Raw genomic sequence first — 13908 nt, forward strand, 5'->3', positions numbered from 1 at the left:
GTATAAGAGACAGGTCTCCCGTTGCACTCGTTCGCTCACGCGCATAGCGGTTGAGCGATGGACCTCTCGCCGCTCTCGCTGGTGCTGATTGCGCTCGTTCTTGCCGCTTGGGCGGTGGGGGCGGGCTTTGTCGTGCTGCGCGCCAACCGCAGCGCGCGCCGGGCCAAGGCGCTGCGCACAAGCGTCAAGCGGATGCAGACCCTGCTCGATGTCGCCCCCGCCTTGCCGCTTCTGGTCAGGGTCGACGGGCGGATCGAGGCGCCCGAGCGGCTGGCGCGGATGCTTGGCTTGGCGACCATGCCCAAATACCTCTCCGAACTCGCCGCGCCTTCGGGCAATCCCAAGGAAGGCGGGCTCGCGCAGGCGCAGCTCGACCAGCTCTGGGGCAAGATCCAGACCACCCAGAAAAGCGCCGCGCCGTTCCGGATGGCGATCAACCTGCCCGGCTCGCAGCGCTCCCTCGCACTCTATGGCACGCTCGCCGATCCGCAGGTCTCGCCGGGCGGGGCGGCGCTGGTGTGGGTGTTCGACTTTACCGAAAGCCACGCCGAGATGGCCCGGTTGCGCGCCGCCGCCGCGCGCGCCACCGGAGACTTTGCCGCGCTCGTCGGCCTGATCGAGGCCGCGCCTATGCCGATGTGGTTCCGCGGCGCCGATCTCACGCTCCAGCTCGTCAACCAGGCCTATGTTGATGCGGTCGGCGCGGCCAGCGCGGCCGAGGTGGTGCAGGGCCAGATCGAGCTGCTTGAGCTCGAGGAAGGCCGCTCGCCCGCCGATATCGCCCGCGCCAGCCTGCAAGGCCAGGAAGCGTCCGAGCGCATCGTTGCCGCCACCATCCACGGTGCGCGCCGCACCCTGCGCGTGTCCGATCTGCCGCTCGGGCAGGAGGGGGTCGCGGGTTATGCCATTGACATCGAGGAACAGCAGCAGGTCGCGCGCGAGTTCCGTGCCTTCCGCGATGCCCAGCGTGCGCTGCTCGACCAGCTTTCGGTCGGGGTGGCGCTGTTCGATGCCGAGGAGCGCCTGACTTTCGCCAACCGCCCGTTCCGCCGCTTGTTCAGCCTGACCGAAGAGGCGATCGAGGCGCACACGCCCTTCGAGCGTTTCCTCGCCGAGGCGCGCGAACGCAGCCGCACGCCCGAGGTGCGCGACTTCCCCGAATGGCGCCGCGAGCGCGCCGCGTGGTTCGGGATGCAGGCCGCGATCGAGGAAGCCTGGCCGCTGCCCGGCGGCACGCATCTGCGCATCGTCGCTCAGCCGATGCCCGACGGCGGCCTCGTGCTGATCACCGAGGACCGCACCGAAAGCCTCGCTCTCTCCGCGGTGCGCGACACGTTGCTGCGCACCCGCACGGCGACGCTCGACAGCCTGTTCGAGGCGCTGGCGATCTTCGCCCCCGATGGATCGGTGCAGCTCTGGAACCGCAGCTTTGCCGGCACCTGGGGCCTTGCCGCGGATCTGCTCGACCGGCACCCCAGCGCCGATGAACTCCTGAACGCGATCGGGCGCAACCTCGTGAACCCTGCGGAGGCGGCGATGATCGGGGCGGCGGTGCGCGCGGCGACGCTCGACAGGCGCGAGAAGGGCGGGCAGGTGGAGCTGGCCGACGGGCGCACGTTGCGCTTTGCCGGGATCCCGCTGCCCGATGGCAATGGGCTGCTGACCGTGCTCGACATCACCGCCTCGCAGAAGGCCGAGCAAGCCCTGCGCGAACGCGCCGAGGCACTTGAGGAGGCGGACGCGGTGAAGGCGAAGTTCCTCGCCAACATGAGCTACGAGTTCCGCACGCCGCTCACCACGATTGGCGGCTATGCCGAACTGCTCAAGAGCGGGGCAGCGGGCGATGCGGCGACGCAGGGCGAATATGTCGACGCGATCCTCGCCGCGGTCGAGCGGCTGACCGAGCAGGTCGAGAACGTGCTCGACCTCTCGCAGTCTGAGGCCGGGCTGCTGCCGATCCGCAAGGAGCGCCTGGACGTGCTCGATTTCCTGACCACGCTAGTGCGCGAGCGCGAGCAGGCGATCATCGCGGCGGGCCTCAGCCTCGACTTGAAGGGCCGCCGGGGCCGGGTGATCGAGGCCGATCCGCGCCAGCTGGGCCGGGCGGTCGGCAACCTGCTCGACAATGCCATCGCCGGAACGCCCGATGGCGGCCGCATCGTGATCGAGATCAGGCGCGCGAGCGATGCCGACGCCGGGTGGAATGTCGAAATCAGCATCGCCGATAATGGCCGGGGCATGAGCGCGCAGGAGCTCGCGGTGGCGCAGGGCGGGGTGAAGCCCGGCGGCGAGGGCGCCTCCGAACGCCGCACCGGGCTCGGCATCCCGCTCGCGCGCCAGCTGATCGCGGGCCATGACGGGACGCTCGAGATCGTCAGCCGCAAGGGCGCTGGAACGACGGCGACGATTCGCCTGCCGTGATGGAGACGCGCGAGGCTCTCCCCGATCTGACGGCGATGGCGGCTTATGGCGCGCGCATCGCCGCGCAGGTTCGCGCAGGCGACGTGGTGGCGCTGGAAGGCGGGCTGGGGGCGGGCAAGACCACGCTCGCCCGCGCGATTCTTGCGGCGCTTGGCCACGCGGGCGAGGTGCCTTCGCCGACCTTCACGATCATCGAGTCCTATGCTGCGCCGCCCTTGCGCGTGGCGGTGGTGCATGCCGATTTCTACCGTCTGGAAGACCCGTCCGAGCTCGCCGAAATCGGGCTCGACGATTATCGCGAGGGCGCCGTTCTGCTTGCCGAATGGCCCGATCACGCAGGCGGATTCACGCATGAGCCGGGGTGCCTTGCCATCAGCCTCGAACCGGTCGGAGAAAGCGGGGAAGGCGGGCGGATTGCGATTGCCCGCGGCGGGGCTGATTGGGTAGGGCGGATGCCATGAGCCAGTTGCCCGAAGGTCTTGCCGCATTCGTCGAAAGCGCCGGTTGGAGCGAGGCCGAGGTGGCCCCGCTGCCCGGCGACGCCTCGTTCCGGCGCTATTTCCGCCTTACGCGCGCCGGCGGCGAGCGCGCGATGCTGATGCACGCGCCCCCGCCGCACGAGGACCCCGCGCCCTTCCTCCATGTCGCGCACTGGCTGAACCACCATGGCATGCGCGCGCCAGCGATCCTCGCCGAGGATGCTGCGCAAGGCTGGGTGCTGACCGAGGATTTCGGCAATGACCGGATGCGCGACTGGCTCGACGAGCACCCGGGCGAGGAGCGCGCGGCCTACGAAGCAGCGGTCGATGCGCTCGCCGCGCTCCACCGCCTGCCGTCCGGTCCCTTCGCGCCCTATGACATGGCGGTCTATGCCCGCGAGGCGGCGCTGCTGACCGAGTGGTGGTGCCCCGCGCAGGGCCTCGAAGTCGACGCTGCGGGCTATGCCAAGGCGTGGGAAGAAGTGATGGCCCCCGTGCTCGCGCGCCAGAACCCCGGCGTCACGGTGCTCCGCGATTATCACGCCGAGAACATCATGCTTTTGGGCGGCAAGGCGACCGCGCCCCAAGGGCTGATCGACTTCCAGGACGCGCTTGTCGGCCACCCCGCCTACGACCTCGTCTCGCTGTTGCAGGACGCGCGGCGCGACGTGTCGGCCGATCTCGAGACGGACATGCTGGTGCATTATGTCGGCGCCGTGGGCGGCGTCGGCGACGATTTCCTCGCCGATTACGCAACCCTCGGCGCGCAGCGTAACGCCAAGATTGTGGGCATTTTCACCCGGCTCGACCGGCGCGATGGCAAGCCCAAATATCTCGCCATGATCCCGCGCGTATGGGCGGCGCTGGAACGTGACCTCGCGCACCCTGCGCTCGCGCCCGTCGCTTCGTGGTTCGAGGCGAACATTCCCGATGCCTTGCGCCTCAGGCACGGAGCCTTCGCCGCGTGACCAATCTCGCCTCCGACACCGCGATGATCCTTGCCGCCGGGCTCGGCAAGCGGATGCGGCCGCTGACCGCGAGCCAGCCCAAGCCGATGGTGCGCGTCGCGGGCAAGCCGCTGATCGACCATGCGCTCGATCGCCTGGCCGAGGCGGGGGTGGCGAAGGCGGTGGTCAATGTCCACTACCTCGCTGACGCGCTCGAAGCGCACGTGCTCGCGCGGCAGAACCCCAAGGTCAGCGTCTCGGACGAGCGCGCGCAGCTGCTCGAGACCGGGGGCGGGATGGTGAAGGCGCTGCCGCAGCTGCCCGACCCCTTCTTCGCCCTGAATGCCGACAACATCTGGCTCGACGGCCCCAAGAGCGCCTTCCAAGATCTCTCGCGCCGCTGGGACCCGGACGCGATGGACGCGCTGCTACTCGTCGTTCCGCATGCGCGCGCCTGCAACTTTCAGGGGCCAGGGGATTTCCACATGGACCCGATGGGCCGCCTTTCGCGTCGCCGGCCGGGGCGGATCGCGCCCTTCATCTACACCGGCATCCAACTCGTCAGCCACCGCCTGCTGCGCGAAGCGCCCGAGGGGCCGTTCAGCACCATGCTGCTGTGGGAGCGTGCCATCGCCGAGGGGCGGCTCTACGGCATCAGCTTTACCGGCCTGTGGTTCGAGGTCGGCACGCCGCAGATGATCCGCCCGACCGAGGAAGCGCTGGCGGGTGGCTGAGCCGCGCGCACCCGGGCCGCTTGTCTATTCGATCGCCGCGCATCGCGGGTTTGCCGATGCGCTGGTGGCGGGCCTCGTGCCGCGCTACCGCGAGGAGGGCTTCGGCCTTGCGCGCCTGACCCTGCTGGTGCCGAGCAGCCGCGCCGCGCGCACACTGTCGGAAGCCTTCATCCGCCATGCGGGGGAGAGTGGTGAGCGCGGGCTGCTGATGCCGCGCATGATTGCGGTGGGCGATCTCGATCTTGATGAGAAGCTGGGCGCCGCGCTCGATCCGCTGGGTGCGGCCGATATCCCGCCCGCCTGCGATCCGGTGCGGCGCTGGCTGACATTGGACCGCCTGATCGCCGAGGAACGCGCGGGCGAGGGCATGTCCCCGCTCCCCGGCCGCGCGCGGCTCAACCTCGCGCGCGAGATGGCGCGGACGATGGACCGGTTGCTCGTCGAGGAAAAAGAGGTCGAAGACCTGCTGGCCGACACGGTGATCGACCAGATGGGCAATCTTGCCGAGCACTGGAAGCGTGCGATCCGGCTGTTCGCGCGGGTCAACGTCCGCTGGCAGGACGAGCTCGCAGCGCGCGGCGAGGTCGATGCGGCAACGCGCCGCAACCTGCTGTTCGACCATGCGGCGAAGCGTTGGCGCGAGACGTCCCCGCCGCATCCGATCATGGCCGCAGGCGTCACCAGCGCCTCGCCCGCGCTCGCGCGGTTGCTCAGGGTGGTGGCCCAATTGCCGCAGGGCGCGGTGGTTCTGCCCGACCTCGACCTCGCGATGGACGCTGCCGCGTGGGCCGAGCTGGGGCTAGCGGGAGCCTCCGAAGAGCCCGGCGGTCCGGTGTTCGGCGCCGAGGACGCGGTGACGCACCCGCAATATCACCTGAAGCTCCTGCTCAACCGCATGGGCGTGAACCGCGCCGAGGTGCAGCCCTGGCACCGCCGCGGGATCGCCGCTGCCGACCCCGCGCGCAGCCGCGCGATCTCGGCGCTGTTCCTGCCCCCGCAGGCGAGCTGTTCGTGGAGCACTCTGGAAGCGAAGGACCGGCGGCTCGACGGGGTGCGCTTGATCGCCAGCGCCACGATCGAGGAGGAGGCGCAGGCGATCGCCCTGCTGGTGCGCCAGCAGCTCGACGTGCCTGAGAAGCGCATCGCTGTCGTCACCGCCGACCGCGGTCTGGCGCGGCGCGTGGCCCAGCATCTCGAACGCTGGCACATCACCGCCGACGATTCGGCCGGTCGCCCGCTGGCGCTGACCCCGGCGGGGCGATTGTTCGGGTTGCTCGCCGAGATCGCCGCCAACGGCCCCGATCCCGCCAACCTCGTCGCCGCCTTTGGCCACCCGCTGGTCAAGAGCTGGGACGGCCTCGTGCGCGCCGACTGGCTCAAGGGCCTGCGCGCCTTCGACCGCGAGCTGCGCGGGCCGTCGCCTGCCCCCGGCATGGAGCCACTGCGCGCGGCCGCAGCCAAGGCGAAGATCGCCGAATGGTGGGACGAGGCCGAGGCGCTTGTCGCGCCGCTCGCCGAGTGGCCCGGAACCGTCCCTCTGGCCGAGGCCCTGTCACGCCTCGCCGCCGCTGCCGAAAGCTTCGCCCAAACCGCCATTTGGGAGCGCGAGGATGGCCGCGCTCTCGGCCAGCTGGTCGAGGACCTGCGCGGGACAGCCGAGGCACTCGGCACCACGATCGAGACCGCCGACCTCGCGGGTGTGTTGCGCGATGCGATGGAGGCAGTCGCGGTGCGCCCCGGCTATGGCGGCCACCCGCGCGTCGCCATCTACGGCTTGCTCGAAGCCCGCATGGCACGCGCTGACCTCGTCATCTGCGGCGGCCTCAACGAGGGGAGCTGGCCGCAGCCGCCCGGTGCCGACGCGCTGCTCGCACCTGCGGTTCTGCGCGCGCTGGGCGTGCCGGGAGCCGAGTTCCGCATCGGCCTTGCCGCGCATGACCTGGCGGGCGCGATGGGCGCGCCGCAGGTGGTGCTTTCGCGGAGCCTGCGCGATGCCGAGGGGCCGACGCTGCCCTCGCGCTTCCTGCTGCGGGTCGAGGCGCTGCTGGGCGATGATCTCGACAAGGAGCACCGCGAGCGCACGATCCCCGCGATCCTCCCCCATCTCGACCGGCAGCGTCCGGCCGCGCCCGAATATCCCCGCCCCGCGCCCGATCCGGCGCCGCACTTGCGCGATGTCGCGATCAAGGTGACGGCGCTCGACCGCCTGCTGGGCGATCCCTACCAGTTCTATGCGCAGGCGATCCTCGATTTGCGGCGGCTCGATCCGCTGGCGGCGGACCCGTTCAGCGACCCGGCGCTGCGCGGCACGCTGGTGCACGACATCCTTGATGGCTGGCACCGGGCCAAGCAGAAAGAGCCCGGCCTCGCGCTCGCGCCCTTTGCGGCGGAGTGGTTCCGCGACCAACGCGTCCACCCGCTGTTCCGCGCGTTGTGGCAACCGCGTCTGATCGCCGCGCTCCAACGTTTCGAGGGCTGGATCGAGGCGGATGCTGCCGAGGGCCGCACCGTGCTCGCCACCGAGATTTCGGGCGAGATGGAGGTAGACAGCGTCAAGGTGCAGGGCCGCGCCGACCGCATCGACCGGCTCGCGGACGGGACGCTCGGGATCGTCGACTACAAGACCGGTCGTGTGCCGTCGAAAGCCGAGGTCGAGGCGGGATTTGCCCTGCAACTCGGGCTGCTCGGCCTGATCGCGGAACGTGGCCGCTTTGCCGACAAAGACACGGGCAAGGTGGTGCAGGGCGCGGCCACCGCGTTCGAATACTGGTCCTTCGGCAAGAAGGACGAGGGCTTCGGCAAGCGCATGAGCCCGATGAAGAATTCCTCGCGTGAGAGTGGGCTCGAACCTGACAGGTTCCTGCCGCATCATCTCGAGAAGCTGCAACTCGCCATCAGCGAATACATCAGGGGCCGCACGCCGTTCCGGGCGCGCGAGAACCCCGATTACAAGGGCTATACCGATTACGACCAGCTGATGCGGCTCGAGGAATGGCTGGTGCGCCTTACCGAGACGGAGGCGAAACCATGAGCGGCGGGAACGGTCTCGTCTTCCCGCTTCAGGATAATCAGCTGCTAGCGGCGGACCCCGAGGACAATGTCTGGCTCTCGGCCTCTGCGGGGACGGGCAAGACGCAGGTGCTCTCCGCGCGCGTGCTCAGGCTGCTGCTGCGCGAGGATGTCAGCCCGTCGCAGATTCTGTGCCTCACCTTCACCAAGGCGGGCGCGGCGGAGATGGCGAACCGCATCAACGCGGTGCTCGCGCGCTGGGTGCGGCTCGATGAAGTCCGGCTGGCGAAGGAGCTGGGTTATCTTGGTGCGGACATCGGCAAGGCGACGCTCGAGCGCGCCCGGAGCCTGTTTGCCAGCGTGCTCGATTGCCCGGGCGGGGGCCTCAGGATCGACACCATCCACGCCTTCGGGCAGTTCCTGATCGGCAACTTCCCCGAGGAAGCGGACCTCGCCCCCGGCACGCGGGTGATGGACGACCGCAGCCGCGAACTGCTCGCGCGCGAGGTGCTGACCGACTTGTTCGAGGAGGCCGAGCGGACGCATGACGTGCGCATTCTGGACGGGCTGGAGACCTTCACCACCCGCAAGGACCCGGCCGCGCTCCACAAGTGGCTGATGCGCGCGGCCGAAGCCCACGAGATGTGGGAGGGGCCGACGGGCTGGCAATCGCCGATGGGTGCGCGGGTGCGCCAGACGCTGGGGATACCCGCCGATGCAGGGGAGGACTGGGCGGCTGAGCCACTCCACCCGGACATCTTCCCTGACGATGCGCTCGCGGCGATCCTTGAGGCACTCAGGCAATGGGGCAAGCCTTCGGGCGAGAAGTCTATCGCGGGCATAGAAAGGTGGATTAAGCTCAACCATCATCAGCGCGCGGGCGCGTTGGATTGTCTGGTGGGTGGAGTGCTCAACGGCGAACTCTTGCCCAATGGCAACCTGCGGCACGCTGTGAAGGCAGATCCCGATTTCGTTTCCTACCAGCAAAGGGTGGGCGAACAGGTGGCCAAGTTTGAAGAGCGCCGTGCCCTTCTCGCCTGCGCCGAGATCGTCACTTCCGCGCTCGAGATCGGCCGCGCCTTCGCTGTCCGCTGGGAGGAGCGCAAGGCGCGCGAGGGCCTGCTCGACTTCGGCGACCTGATCCGCAAGGCCGCCGACCTGCTCGGCCAGTCCGATGCCGCCGACTGGATCCGCTACAAGCTCGACCGCCATTTCGACCACATCCTGATCGACGAGGCGCAGGACACCAACCGCAGCCAGTGGGACATCGTCGAGGCGCTGATCGACGACTTCTTCGCGGGCGAGGGCGCGCGGGGCGACAAGCTGCGCACGATCTTCACCGTGGGCGACTACAAGCAGGCGATCTTCGGCTTCCAGGGCACCAGCCCCGAGAACTTTGCCCGCGCCAAGCAGCGCATCGTCGCCCGCATCGACGCCGCAAAGCAGGGCATCCGCCAGAGCCGCATCAATCGCCGCGAGCCGGGCTGGCGGGACCTCGACCTGCGCACATCCTACCGCACTGCGCAGATCGTGCTCGGCTTCGTGAACCGGGTGATCGCGATGCTCGGGTTCGACGCCTTCGGGCTCGACACGCTTCCGCGCGATCACGAGGGCGCCGAGCGGCCGGGCCTCGTCACTCTGTGGCCGCCGGTCGCGCCCGACAAGGCCGATCCCGTCGAGGAGGAGGACGATGGCGAGGATAGCGGCCAGGATTGGCTGCCGCGCCACGACACGCTGCTCGCCGGGAAGATCGCCGAGCAGGTGCGACGTTGGGTGAGCCTCGAGGAACCCTTCGTCCTCGCCAAGGGCACCCGCCGCCATGCGGGGCCGGGCGACGTGATGGTGCTGGTCCGGCAGAGGAAGGAGCTTGCCGCCCAGATCGTCGCCAAGCTCCACGCGCGCGGCGTGCCGGTGGCGGGGGTGGACCGCCTGAGGCTTGGCGCGCCGCTGGCAGTCAAGGACGTGCTGGCGGCGATGCGGTTCGCCGCGCAGCCGCAGGACGACCTCTCGCTCGCCAACCTCCTCGCCTCGCCGCTGATGGGGTGGACGCAGGACGACCTTCTCGCCCACGTCCCGCGCCAGCCGAGGCAGCGCCTGTGGGACCACCTCCGGCGCGATGATGCCCCTGCCTTCGTCGCCGCCACTGCCGAACGCCTCAAGGACCTGCTGCGCCGTGCCGACTACCAGACCCCGCAGGCGCTCATCGCCTGGCTGCTGACCGGCCCGTGGCAGGGCCGCGCCCGGCTGGTTGCGCGGCTTGGTGCGGAGGCCAACGACCCGCTCGACGAGCTCCTCAACGCCGCCTTCGCCTACGAGGCCGAGCACTGGCCCAGCCTTGCCGGCTTCATCGCCTGGTTCGACGCAGGCACCGGCGACTTGAAGCGCGACTCCGACAGCGCCGCCGGGCAGGTCAGGGTGATGACCGTCCACGGCTCCAAGGGCCTGCAGGCTCCGATCGTCATCCTCGCCGACGCCACCGGCGCGCCGGGGGAGGCGGGGGATCTCGAACTCGAGGACGACCCGCTCGCCCACAAGCCCGACCGCCCCCGCAAGGTCCCGCTCCCGCCGCTCGGCAAGGACGAGCGCAAGGGGCCCATCGCCGAGGCCGAAGCCGCCAAGGCCGCCGCGGCGATGCAGGAGCACTGGCGCCTGCTCTACGTCGCCATGACCCGCGCAGAGGAGGCGCTGTTCATCGGCGGCTCGCTCGGCAAGCGCGAGGCCAAGGCTGGCGCGCCGCACGAGGACAGCTGGTACGCCCGCCTCAAGCCCCTGTTCGAGGCTGCGCCCGTCGAGGACCCCGTCTGGGGCACCCGCCAGGAGTGGGGCGAGCGCGCCGAGCCGCTGGTGCCCGAGGACGCCGCATCCTCCCCAAGCGCCGACATCGCCCTCCCGCGCTGGGCCACCACCCCGGTGGGCGAGGAGCCGCGCCCGCCGCGCCCGCTCGCCCCGTCGGCTGCGGGCGAGGAGGGAGGTGCCGCCCCGCCGCTCGACCCGGCCGCCACGCGCGATGCGGCAAGGCGCGGGAGCCTGATCCACGCCCTTCTCGAACGCCTGCCCGACGTCCCGCACGAGGCCCGCACCGCCGCCGCGCGGGGCTGGCTCGCACGGCAGGCCGCCGATCTTCCGCAAGCGATGCACGCCGAGATGCTCGCCGCCGCACTGGCCGTCCTCGACCACCCCGACTTTGCCCCGATCTTCTCAGCCCAAGCGCTCGCCGAGGTGCCGCTGGCCGCGACCGTGGGAGGCGTGGTCGTCGCCGGCACCGCCGACCGCCTGCTGATCGAGCCCGGCCGCATCACCGTGGTCGATTTCAAGACCACCCGCCGCCCGCCTGCCAGCGCCGCCGACATCCCGCTTGCGACCCTCAGGCAGATGGCCGCCTATGTCGCGGCGCTCGAAGCCATCTACCCGGGCCGCGAGGTGTGCGCGGGCGTGCTCTACACCCACGCGCCCGTGCTGTTCGACCTGCCGCCCGAGACCCTCGGGTTACACAAGAACGCCTTGCAGGCCCCGCAGCAATCCTTGCCGCTCCCCGATATTGAGTGAAAAGCCCCGCGCACTAGATTGCATTCGTGTGACCGGCGCTCCTATGCTCCGGCCAAAGGAGATACAGGATATGGCGACCGTCAATGTGACCGATGCGAGTTTTCAGGCCGATGTGCTGGATAGCGACACTCCCGTGCTGGTGGACTTCTGGGCCGACTGGTGCGGCCCCTGCAAGATGATCGCCCCGGCGCTCGAGGAGATCAGCGAGGAGCTGGCCGGCAAGGTCGTGATCGCCAAGATGGACATCATGGAGAACACCGACACCCCGGCTGCGATCGGCGTCCAGTCGATCCCGTTGATGGTGCTCTACAAGAACGGCCAGCCGGTCGCGCAGAAGCTCGGCGCGGCGCCCAAGGGCGCATTGAAGGCGTGGCTCGAAGGCGAGCTCTGAAATCAAGGGGCGCCAACGCGGCGCCCCTTCTTTCAACGCCAGTAGTCATGGCGCTCCGCCCCGTCGAAAGCGGCCCGAAGCAAGGCAGCATTTCTTGAAAGCACTTGCCCGAGCCGCAGGGGCAAGGATCTTTTCGACCGAGCTTTTCGACCAGTTCCTTGTCGCCATGGACAAAGCGCAGGCCGCGTTTGACGCGTGTCTCGCTCGGGAAGCCCTTACGCCGCTTGGACGTCCGCTCGAAAGCAGGGCAGGTCGGCAGGGTTGATGGTCTTGCGTGCCATGATGGCCTCCTGTCGTTGCACCCCTTTTGAGGGGCGCGCCGCCTTTATCAGTTGCTTGAGCGCATTGAAAGATCAGCCCAGCACCCGGGCAACAAAGGCGTCCCAGATTTCGGGGCTTGAGGCTCCGACCAGTCCGGGCGCGTCATGCTGGTCTACCCGGTAGGCGCTGCCGTCGAGGCGTGCGGCTTTCCCGCCCGCCTCGTTCAGCCATAAAACCCCAGCCGCATGATCCCAGGCGAGCGTGCGCTTGAAGCTCGAGATGTCGTTCTCGCCCAGCGCCAGACGCGGATATTGCTCGGCGGCGCAGCGCGGGATGTCTACCAGCGTGTAATGCGGCGCGAGTTTCGCGTCGACCATCGCCGATTGCTCGGGAGTGAGGAAGATGCGGCTCACCGCGGTCACGGGTGGCTGCTGGCCGGTGGTGCGGGCGGCGATGCGTTCCCCGTTCACGAACGCCCCTTCGCCGCGCCGCGCGTGGCAAAAGCGGTCCTTGTTGGGGTCGTAGATCCACCCGGCGACCGCCTCGCCCGCATCGGCGAGTGCGATGATGATGCCGAAGGGCTCCTTGCCTTCGGCGAAGTTCGCGGTGCCGTCGAGCGGGTCGATGATCCAGCACTGGCCCTTGAGGTGATCGAGCACCGCAGGATCGGCGGCAGCCGCCTCCTCGCCCACCACCGCCACGCCGGGGGCGAGCTTGGTGAGCGTTTCGGTGAGAAACGCCTCGACCTCACGGTCGACGACGGTGACGGGATCGTCCTTGCCCTTCATCTCGACCTCGCCCGCGGCGAGATTGCGGAAACGCGGCAGCATCGAGCGCTGCGCGGCGAACCGCATCAGGTCGCGGATTTCGTCATCCAGCGCGCTCAAGACCGGTAGTCCGCGTTGATCGCGATGTAGCCGTGGGTGAGATCGCAGGTCCAAACAGTGGCGCGACCTTCCGCGAGGCCGAGATCGACCGCGATGTCGATCTCCTCGCCCTTTAGGTGCGCGGCGACGGGGGCCTCGTCATAATCCTCGACCGGCACGCCGTTCCGCGCCGCCCAGACCCCACCGAAGGCGATCGAGAGCCTGTCGCGGTCGGCCGGTTCGCCCGCCTTGCCGACAGCCATGACCACGCGGCCCCAATTGGCGTCTTCGCCCGCGATGGCGGTCTTGACCAGCGGCGAGTTGGCGATGGCAAGCCCGATGCGCCGCGCGCTGTCGTCGCTCGCCGCGCCTGAGACGCGGATGGTGATGAACTTGCGCGCGCCTTCGCCATCGCGCACGACCAGTTGGGCGAGGTTGCGGCACACATCGGAGAGGGCTGCGGCAAAGGCATCCGCGCCCGCGCTCTCCCAGCTCTCGATCCGCATATTGCCGGCCTTGCCGGTGGCAAAGACCATCACCGTGTCGCTGGTCGAGGTATCGCCGTCGACCGTGATGCAGGAGAAGGTCGCGGCATTGGCGCGCTCGAGCGCCTCCTGCAGGAAGGCGGGCGCGACCTCGGCGTCCGTAAAAATGTAGCCGAGCATGGTCGCCATGTCGGGGGCGATCATGCCGCTGCCCTTGATGAACCCGGCCAGCTCCACCCGGACGCCGCCCAGCATGGCGCTTGCGCCTGCGCCTTTGGTGAAGGTGTCGGTGGTGCCGATGGCCTTGGCGGCATCCTCCCACCCGCAGGGCTCCGCTGTCAGTGCGGCGGCGATTCCGGCTTGCGCCTTGTCGACCGGCAGCGGCACGCCGATCACGCCGGTGGAGGAGACGAACACCTCGTCCATCGAGCAGGCCAGCGCCTCTGTCACCTGCGCCCGGATCGCCTCGACCGCCGCGCGCCCGCGCCAGCCGGTGAAGGCGTTGGAATTGCCCGCATTGACGATCAGCGCCCGCGCACGCCCGAGCTTCACCGCCTCGCGCCCGAGTTCGACCTCGGACGAAGCGCAGGCGCTCTTGGTGAAGACGCCCGCCACGCTGGTGCCCTCGGCGAGTTCGGCAAAGGTCAGGTCGCAGCGGTCCCACCTCTTGTAACGCGCCCGCGCCACGCGAAGGGTGACACCTGCGATCGGCGGCAGCTCGGGGAAGGGGCGGGCGCGTTACAAGAGGTGGGACCGCTGCGACCTGACC

The 13908-nt window shown here is 69.6% G+C and carries 9 protein-coding genes; 7 read left to right on the plus strand and 2 right to left on the minus strand.

Annotation, left to right across the window (positions count from 1 at the left end; translation table 11 throughout):
- Positions 1-57 precede the first annotated feature (57 nt).
- The 7 genes from AX708_RS04500 (at position 58) to trxA (ending at position 11527) form a co-directional block, all read left to right on the plus strand.
- Positions 58-2421 carry a PAS domain-containing sensor histidine kinase gene (locus AX708_RS04500; RefSeq protein ID WP_066525431.1) on the plus strand — a complete coding sequence of 788 codons (2364 nt, stop codon included), beginning with the start codon at positions 58-60 and terminating at the stop codon, positions 2419-2421.
- The gene (tsaE, locus tag AX708_RS04505) at positions 2421-2882 is read left to right on the plus strand and encodes a tRNA (adenosine(37)-N6)-threonylcarbamoyltransferase complex ATPase subunit type 1 TsaE (RefSeq protein ID WP_066525433.1); all 462 of its coding nucleotides are present in this window, start codon (positions 2421-2423) and stop codon (positions 2880-2882) included. The genes AX708_RS04500 and tsaE overlap by 1 nt, the downstream gene beginning before the upstream one ends.
- Complete coding sequence (locus AX708_RS04510) at positions 2879-3868, plus strand: aminoglycoside phosphotransferase family protein (RefSeq protein ID WP_066525436.1); 990 nt, start codon at positions 2879-2881, stop codon at positions 3866-3868. Before tsaE ends, AX708_RS04510 begins: the two co-directional genes overlap by 4 nt.
- Positions 3865-4581: a nucleotidyltransferase family protein gene (locus AX708_RS04515; RefSeq protein WP_197425853.1), complete on the plus strand. Its 717-nt coding sequence runs from the start codon at positions 3865-3867 to the stop codon at positions 4579-4581. Before AX708_RS04510 ends, AX708_RS04515 begins: the two co-directional genes overlap by 4 nt.
- The gene (locus AX708_RS04520) at positions 4574-7612 is read left to right on the plus strand and encodes a PD-(D/E)XK nuclease family protein (RefSeq protein ID WP_066525444.1); all 3039 of its coding nucleotides are present in this window, start codon (positions 4574-4576) and stop codon (positions 7610-7612) included. Before AX708_RS04515 ends, AX708_RS04520 begins: the two co-directional genes overlap by 8 nt.
- On the plus strand, positions 7609-11136 hold the full coding sequence (gene addA, locus AX708_RS04525; protein WP_066525446.1) for a double-strand break repair helicase AddA: 3528 nt from the start codon (positions 7609-7611) through the stop codon (positions 11134-11136). The genes AX708_RS04520 and addA overlap by 4 nt, the downstream gene beginning before the upstream one ends.
- 70 nt (positions 11137-11206) lie before the next feature.
- Positions 11207-11527 (plus strand): thioredoxin, encoded by a 321-nt coding sequence (gene trxA, locus AX708_RS04530; protein ID WP_066525447.1) that lies wholly within the window; start codon positions 11207-11209, stop codon positions 11525-11527.
- Positions 11528-11880: 353 nt separating this feature from the next.
- Here trxA and AX708_RS04535 read toward each other — a convergent pair whose 3' ends face one another.
- Positions 11881-12675 (minus strand): inositol monophosphatase family protein, encoded by a 795-nt coding sequence (locus AX708_RS04535; RefSeq protein ID WP_197425854.1) that lies wholly within the window; start codon positions 12673-12675, stop codon positions 11881-11883.
- On the minus strand, positions 12672-13826 hold the full coding sequence (gene argJ / locus AX708_RS04540) for a bifunctional glutamate N-acetyltransferase/amino-acid acetyltransferase ArgJ (protein ID WP_233999611.1): 1155 nt from the start codon (positions 13824-13826) through the stop codon (positions 12672-12674). The genes AX708_RS04535 and argJ overlap by 4 nt, the downstream gene beginning before the upstream one ends.
- Between the last annotated feature and the right edge of the window lie 82 nt (positions 13827-13908).

The organism is Erythrobacter sp. CCH5-A1 (assembly GCF_001557115.1).
GTDB lineage: Bacteria > Pseudomonadota > Alphaproteobacteria > Sphingomonadales > Sphingomonadaceae > Erythrobacter.